Source organism: Pseudomonas sp. GW822-FHT01E03 (assembly GCF_058802985.1).
In genome coordinates this window covers 283,776-290,312 of the sequence record NZ_JBXAOQ010000010.1, presented here as the reverse complement: position 1 = coordinate 290,312, position 6,537 = coordinate 283,776, and the positions used below count along the sequence as shown (strand labels likewise).

Here is a 6,537-nt window from a genome sequence, read left to right as displayed (position 1 = left end):
TGTCCCCTTCGTCTAGTGGCCTAGGACACCGCCCTTTCACGGCGGTAACAGGGGTTCGAGTCCCCTAGGGGACGCCATTTGCGGGAATAGCTCAGTTGGTAGAGCACGACCTTGCCAAGGTCGGGGTCGCGAGTTCGAGTCTCGTTTCCCGCTCCATATTTAACGAAAACGCCGCTCATTGAGCGGCGTTTTTGTTTGCGCGTAAAAAACAGGTCAACTGCTGAGGCTTTGTACCAGGCTTTCGAGCGCTTCAGTGGTTTTGTCATCCTGCACCGGTTGCGTAGCGGCAGCTGCTTTGAGTTGGCGTGCCAGGCGGTATTCGCTGGGCGTGCAGTTTGCGAACTGCTTGAAGGCACGGGCGAAGTAGGAAGGATCCTTGAAGCCGGCCTCATAGCCGATGCTGGTAATCGGCATCTGGCTGTTGTCGAGCAGATCCTTGGCGAAGTTCATGCGCTTGTCCAGGATGTAATCCGTGAAGCCAAGCCCATTGGCTTCCTTGAACAGGCGGCTGAAGCGAAATGTCGTCATGCCGCAGCGTTGCGCTAATTCCCTCTGATCGATGCTGTCACGAAAGTGCTGTTCGATGTACAGCATGACATTGCTCAGCGCCTGGTGTTTTTGGTGTCCTGAGGTCCGACGGATGCTGTCCGGCAGGGTAGGGGAGTGGTCGATCTGCGATGACTTGCCCCGGCCGTTGGCATTTCGGCGCAGCTCGCAGAGCTGCACCACCGCCGTCAGGTAACGATTCTTCTCGGTGGTCGAGAGCGGGAGCACCATGTATTCCCAGACGCTGGAGCGCATGGCCCATACAGCCAGTTCCTCCGAGTGCTGCACGGTGAACATGGTGATCGGGATGCTGGGGGTGGTGCGTTTGATCTCCAGCAACAGTCGCAAGCCTGGCGTGTCGGGGCGATCAAAATGGACGCAGATCATGTCTGCCGGTTCCCCGATGGGCAACACGGAGTTTTTCGCCAGTTTGCAGTCGCAGGTACCCTCGAACTGCGCGACGAGTTCTTTCGTGGACCGATCATGAGTCAGATCGAACCACAGGAGCGATGGCCTTTTGGTCAAGTTGGACGTCATGTCTCTACTCTGGGGTTCTTGGTGACTCACTTCGCTAGTATTGCCAATGTGCTATCACCTTGCAGATTTAATCCCGATAGGAAAGACGGTTTTTAGTTCTATTCGCTCTATGGGTTGCCTGGAAGGCAGCCCGGGCGAGTGTTTGTTGATGTGTTTTCGACAAACCGGGTTTAACCGCTTGTCGCTTGTGAATCAATGACAATTGCCTTTGGTTTTCAACGCCTTGTTTACCCCTCCCGTTACTTCTGTAAAGACCAATGTCCCATATTTGGCCGCCCCGCAAAAAAGTCCTAACGATGTGCAAAATCTTCCTAACGCCAATGCCTGCACTCTGACTAGGGTTGCATCAGGCAGCGCAGAACTTACTGCCTCAGAAAAAAACAACATTCGAGTGAGGTGGGCAAAATGATCATGCAAACAATCAAGGCTTCGGTAGTGAAGTTCGCCAAAGACGAAGACGGCCTGACCATTGTGGAATATGCGGTGGCGGGTGGGTTGATTACGGCAGTTGTTGTCACGGCGTTCACTCTTCTTGGAGGCGCCGTGAATACCAGGGTCCGGGCGCTGTGTACTGCCATTAGTACTGCTCCGTGCTGATAACGATAACTCACCATGGTAGAGAGAGGCTGCGACTTTCAGGGAGCAGCAGGCTGGTACTGCTTTGCTGCTAGGGCGACCCGGCATCTTGGTCGGTTTCGCGCTTTTTCTGCCGATGTTCATTCTGGACGACGTCGTCAAATTGAGGTGATCAAAATGTTTAAGCAAACAATCAAGGCTTCGGTACTGAAGTTCGTCAAAGACGAGGATGGCCTGACCATTGTGGAATACGCGGTGGCCGGTGGGTTGATTACGGCAGTTGTTGTCACGGCGTTCACTCTTCTTGGAGGAGCCGTGAATACCAGGATCAGGGGACTGTGCAATTCCATTGTTGCTGGTGCGTGCCCCCCATAACGATAACTCACCCCGGTAGAGAGAGGCTGCGACGTTCAGGGAGCAGCAGGCTGGTACTGCTTTGCTGCTAGGGCGACTTGGCATCTTGGTCGGTTTCGCGCTGTTTCTGCCGATGTTCATTCTGGACGGCGTCGTCAAAGTGAGGTGATCAAAATGTTTAGGCAAACAATCAAGGCTTCGGTGCTGAAATTTGTCAAAGACGAGGATGGCCTGACCATTGTGGAATACGCGGTAGCGGGAGGGTTGATTACGGCAGTTGTTGTCACGGCGTTCACTCTTCTTGGAGGCGCCGTGGATACCAGGATCAGGGTACTGTGCAATTCCATTGTTGCTGGTGCGTGCCCCCCATAACGATAACTCTCTTGGTAGGGAGATGCATGATGTCCATGGAACAGCTGGTAGCGACTGTTGTGCTGATAGGACTGCTGGGCCTGGCGGTGGTGAGCGACCTGCGTCGCCACCGCATTCCCAACCTGCTGATCCTGGTAGGTCTGACCTTGGGGTTGGCCGGCCAGACCTATTCAGGTGGGATCAGTGGGATGGGGGATGGTCTGCTGGGCCTCCTGATCGGTTTTGCGCTGTTCCTGCCCATGTATGCCCTGGGTGGCATGGCGGCCGGTGACGTCAAGCTGATGGCCATGGTTGGCAGTTTTCTACCCCCCCATTACGCCTTGTGGGCTGTGTTCTTCAGTCTGATATGGGGAGGGCTGTGCGGTTTCCTGATCGTTCTGGTGCGCGGTCAATTGTTGCAAACCCTGGGGCGCTATCGGTTGATGTTTTTGGCGCGGGCCTATATGGCGCCGAACCCGGGCGAGGTAGCCGGCAAGCCCTTTCCTTATACGGTAGCGATCCTGCTGGGGACGTTGAACAGCATCTACTGGCAACTTAATGCCGGTGGATTCGGAGGTTAGACATGCACGTCATCGTCGATAGTGATGCCTACCCCAGCGATCGGGGAGCGGTGCAACGGCTGGCTCCTCAGCCCTGCACTATCCGCGAAACTGGCCTGACGGACAGTTTTCTCGGCGAATTGGTGTGCAAGCATTTGCACGACGCCGGCGTGCTGGACATGTCACGGCTGGTGGAGCGCCTGGCGCTGACCGGCGCGGTACTTGAAGAGGTCCTGGCGTTTCTGCGCAAGGATGGCCGTGTCGAAGTGCTGGGCCAGGTGAGTCAAACGGGCGGGCAGATGCTGCGTTATGGCCTGACCGAACGTGGTCGCAGTGTCGCCCGCGATGCCCTGTTGCGCAGCGGTTATATAGGAGCGGCACCCTTCCCGGTGAGTACCTACCGGTCCCTGATCAAGCTACAGACCATTCACCATGGTCGCATCAACGCCAACGATATGCACAATGCCCTTGCTGGCGTAGTGCTCACGGAGGAGATGCTCGATCAGTTGGGTGTGGCGATGAACTCCGGGCGCGCGATCATGATTTATGGCCCCGCGGGTACCGGCAAGACCTATGTCAGCAGTCGGCTGATCCGTCTGTTCGCCGAGGCCATCTGGGTCCCTCATGCCATCGTCATCAACGAGTCGGTGATCGAGATCTATGACCCGCAGGTGCATCAGCGGCTCGATGACAACGCTCAACAGAACACCCTGATGCTCAACGAAGGGATCGACCGTCGACTGCTGTGCTGCAAACGCCCGATCGTCATCACGGGCGGTGAGTTGAGCATGGAACAGTTGGATGTCCGTTATGACCCCTTCACCCGTCAATACCAGGCTGCCCTGCAGCTCAAGGCCAGCAATGGCCTGTTCATCATCGACGACATGGGGCGCCAGCGCATGGCACCCGCCGAGCTGTTGAATCGCTGGATCGTCCCGATGGAAGAGAAGCGCGATTTCCTCAACCTGGGTGGTGGTCGGCATTGCGAGCTGCCATTCGATCTGATTCTGGTGTTTTCCACCAACCTCAATCCCCTGGAGCTGGCCGATGAGGCCTTCCTTCGCCGGATTGGCTACAAGCTGCAATTCGGTTACCTGAAGCCCGAGGAGTACGAAAAGATCTGGCGTATGGAAAGCGAGCGTCTGGGTATTTCTTATGACCCGCTGTTGGTGCGTTATGTGCTGCAAAGGCTTTATGCAAGTGAAGGCATGCCCCTGGTGCCCTGCCATCCCCGAGATCTCCTGAACATGGCGCTCGATCGCCAGCGTTATATCGGCGGTTCCGGACCACTGTCACCGAAAGAGTTGGAATGGGCCTGGCACAACTACTTCGTCCAGCTCAACTTTCTTTGATACGGAGATACTGACATGAGCTCTCGTACGCTTACCCTGATAGGTGCTTCCCTGGTCATGGGCCTTGGGGCTGCATGGATGGCCGACTCCTGGTTGAGCGCGCGGCTCAATGCCAGCCCGGATGACCACTTTCGAAACGTGGTGGTCGCCACGGTAGAGATTCCATTCGGGCAGATGGTCGAGGCCCAGCAGGTCACGACCGTACGCATGCCCATGGATACGATCCCGGACGATGCCTTCGATGCCAGCGAAAAAGCAGTGGGCAAGATCGCAACGTTCGACATTCTGCGGGGCGACATCGTACGCGGTGCGCGTCTGAGCGAGCACTTGGGGGGCAGCACCTTGGCCTCTTTGATAGCACCTGACAAACGCGCCATATCGGTACGTGTGGACGATGTGGTCGGCGTGGGCGGATTCCTGTTGCCGGGTAACCGGGTCGATGTACTGGCGACCAAAACCACCAATGCCGGCGGTAACAGCGCCACGTCCAGGACCATCCTCGAGAACTTGCGGGTGTTGGCGGTGGATCAGACCGCGGGGACCGACAAGACCCAACCGGTAGTGGTGCGCGCAGTGACCCTGGAGATGTCGGCCGCTGAAGCGGAAGCCCTGGTCACGGCGCAGACGGAAGGCAAGTTGCAACTGGCGCTGCGTAACCCGCTGAACCTCGAGAAGAAAAGCCCGGCCGTTGCGCCTGCTACGCCTTTTGCCCCGGCCATGGCTGTGGCCACCGCCGAGGCGCCAAAACGCGTGGTACAGCGCAGCAATGGCGAGGGTGGCAGGGCTATCACCATTATCCGCGGGATTGAAGCCAAAGAAGTCAGAATTCGCTGACAGGGCGCAACAGGTACATGGGCACCACGGTATTGGCGCAGCCGATCCGGACCGGTATCGGCAATCGAGGGCTTGATGATGAATCTTCGTATTCAGCGGCCGTTCACTTCGACGCCAAGGCGCCAAGAAGGATCGGTGAGTGTATTGATGGTGATCGCGTTGGCGGCGATGGCCATGATGGCGGCGTTGGCTTTGGACGGCGGGCATATGCTGCTGAACAAAACGCGCCTGCAGAATGCGGTGGACGCCGCCGCCCTGAGTGGCGCCAAAACCTTGAGTCAGGTGGAGGGGGAGGTCAACAGTGCCAGCACGACGCGTACCGCCGCCCTCAATACGCTGACACAGAATGCCAATGCCACAGGCAACAACGAATTGGCCACGGCGGTCGGCGGCAACGTAGGCGCATTTGCAGTGGTGGAACTGGCAAGCAGCGTCTATGGCCCGTTCTCCTATCCCGGGCCGACGGATGCCAAGTACGTTCGGGTATCGGTACCGAGCTATAGCCTGACGGGATTTTTCTGGAACTTCGCCCAGGCATTCGGTTCTGGCGGCCTGGGAACCAAAGCGGTGGCGGCGATCGCCACCGCCGGCCCCAGCCCTACCAGCCCCTGCGATCTCGCGCCTTTGATGGTGTGTGGCGATTCGACTCAGTACAACCCGGGCGCTGGCATGTTCTGGGGCTTCCAGTTTGGGGATTTGCAGGTATTGAAGACGGCTGCCGGCAATTCGTCGCCCATTGGTCCAGGCAACTTTCAGTTGCTCGATTTTGGCTCGGGCGGCAGTACGGTCAGGGAGGATCTGGCCGGCGGTGGCAAAGTCTGTCGTGATGTGGGGCAAAATGTCCAGACCTCCCCTGGCAACATGGTCGGCCCTACCTCTCAAGGCCTGAATACGCGCTTCGGCATCTACAACGGCCCGGTCAGTGCCTCGGACTATCCACCGGACCTCGTGACGTCGTCCAGTAACCCCGCAATCATTTATGACGACTCAGTCAGCCCGCCACAAGTGAAGTACCAGGGGCAAGTCGTCACCTCGAACAACGGCGATCTCACGGCGGGCGGCAACACGATACTGGACTACAACGACTGGCGTGCGAGCGTTGCCGCATGTGTGGCAGGGGGCAGTGGCTGTCAGGGCAATGGGGTGTTCGAGCGTCGGATGCTGAAAATCGTGGTGGGCGACTGCACCGGCAAACAGGGCGGTTCAACCTCGATCCCCGTCCTCGGTTTTGGCTGCTATTTCGTTGTGCAGCCAATGGATGGTGGTGGCGGGGACGCGCAGATCTTCGGCCAGTTCGTGAAGGAGTGCGAAGGCGACAACGTGGCCGGCCCCTCGCCGTCAACCGATTCCGGCCCGCAGATTATTCAGCTCTACAAAACCTATCTCAACGGCAGCGGCACTCCGAGCACTGACTCGTAGGGGGCGTC

General features: G+C 57.9%; 8 protein-coding genes and 2 tRNA genes. 9 read left to right on the top strand and 1 reads right to left on the bottom strand.

The features are described 5' to 3' along the window. Position 1 precedes the first annotated feature (1 nt). Together AC1RP7_RS21240 and AC1RP7_RS21235 are read left to right on the top strand one after the other, a co-directional pair. A tRNA-Glu gene (locus AC1RP7_RS21240) sits at positions 2 to 77 on the top strand. 3 nt (positions 78 to 80) lie between these two features. Beyond that, positions 81 to 156 (top strand) — tRNA-Gly (locus AC1RP7_RS21235). Positions 157 to 213: 57 nt separating this feature from the next. Here the strand turns inward: AC1RP7_RS21235 and AC1RP7_RS21230 are convergent. Continuing rightward, complete coding sequence (locus tag AC1RP7_RS21230) at positions 214 to 1,083, bottom strand: AraC family transcriptional regulator (protein WP_349735072.1); 870 nt, start codon at positions 1,081 to 1,083, stop codon at positions 214 to 216. 405 nt (positions 1,084 to 1,488) lie between these two features. On the opposite strand from AC1RP7_RS21230, the gene AC1RP7_RS21225 reads away from it, so the two are divergent. The 7 genes from AC1RP7_RS21225 to AC1RP7_RS21195 all read left to right on the top strand — a co-directional run bounded on the left by AC1RP7_RS21225 (position 1,489) and on the right by AC1RP7_RS21195 (position 6,529). Next, complete coding sequence (locus AC1RP7_RS21225) at positions 1,489 to 1,680, top strand: Flp family type IVb pilin (RefSeq protein ID WP_493181124.1); 192 nt, start codon at positions 1,489 to 1,491, stop codon at positions 1,678 to 1,680. 156 nt (positions 1,681 to 1,836) lie between these two features. Next, positions 1,837 to 2,034, top strand: coding sequence for a Flp family type IVb pilin (locus tag AC1RP7_RS21220; RefSeq protein ID WP_151214554.1), 198 nt, complete (start codon positions 1,837 to 1,839; stop codon positions 2,032 to 2,034). Positions 2,035 to 2,187: 153 nt separating this feature from the next. Further along, entirely contained in the window at positions 2,188 to 2,385 is a 198-nt protein-coding gene (locus AC1RP7_RS21215) for a Flp family type IVb pilin (protein ID WP_151214555.1), read from the top strand. 29 nt (positions 2,386 to 2,414) lie between these two features. Further along, positions 2,415 to 2,945 carry an A24 family peptidase gene (locus tag AC1RP7_RS21210; RefSeq protein ID WP_477810337.1) on the top strand — a complete coding sequence of 177 codons (531 nt, stop codon included), beginning with the start codon at positions 2,415 to 2,417 and terminating at the stop codon, positions 2,943 to 2,945. A 2-nt stretch (positions 2,946 to 2,947) separates the two neighbouring features. Further along, on the top strand, positions 2,948 to 4,276 hold the full coding sequence (locus AC1RP7_RS21205; protein WP_493181122.1) for a DUF8689 domain-containing protein: 1,329 nt from the start codon (positions 2,948 to 2,950) through the stop codon (positions 4,274 to 4,276). Between the two features lie 15 nt (positions 4,277 to 4,291). Next, the gene (gene cpaB / locus AC1RP7_RS21200) at positions 4,292 to 5,110 is read left to right on the top strand and encodes a Flp pilus assembly protein CpaB (protein WP_493181121.1); all 819 of its coding nucleotides are present in this window, start codon (positions 4,292 to 4,294) and stop codon (positions 5,108 to 5,110) included. Between the two features lie 75 nt (positions 5,111 to 5,185). Then, complete coding sequence (locus AC1RP7_RS21195; RefSeq protein WP_493181120.1) at positions 5,186 to 6,529, top strand: TadE/TadG family type IV pilus assembly protein; 1,344 nt, start codon at positions 5,186 to 5,188, stop codon at positions 6,527 to 6,529. Positions 6,530 to 6,537 lie beyond the last annotated feature (8 nt).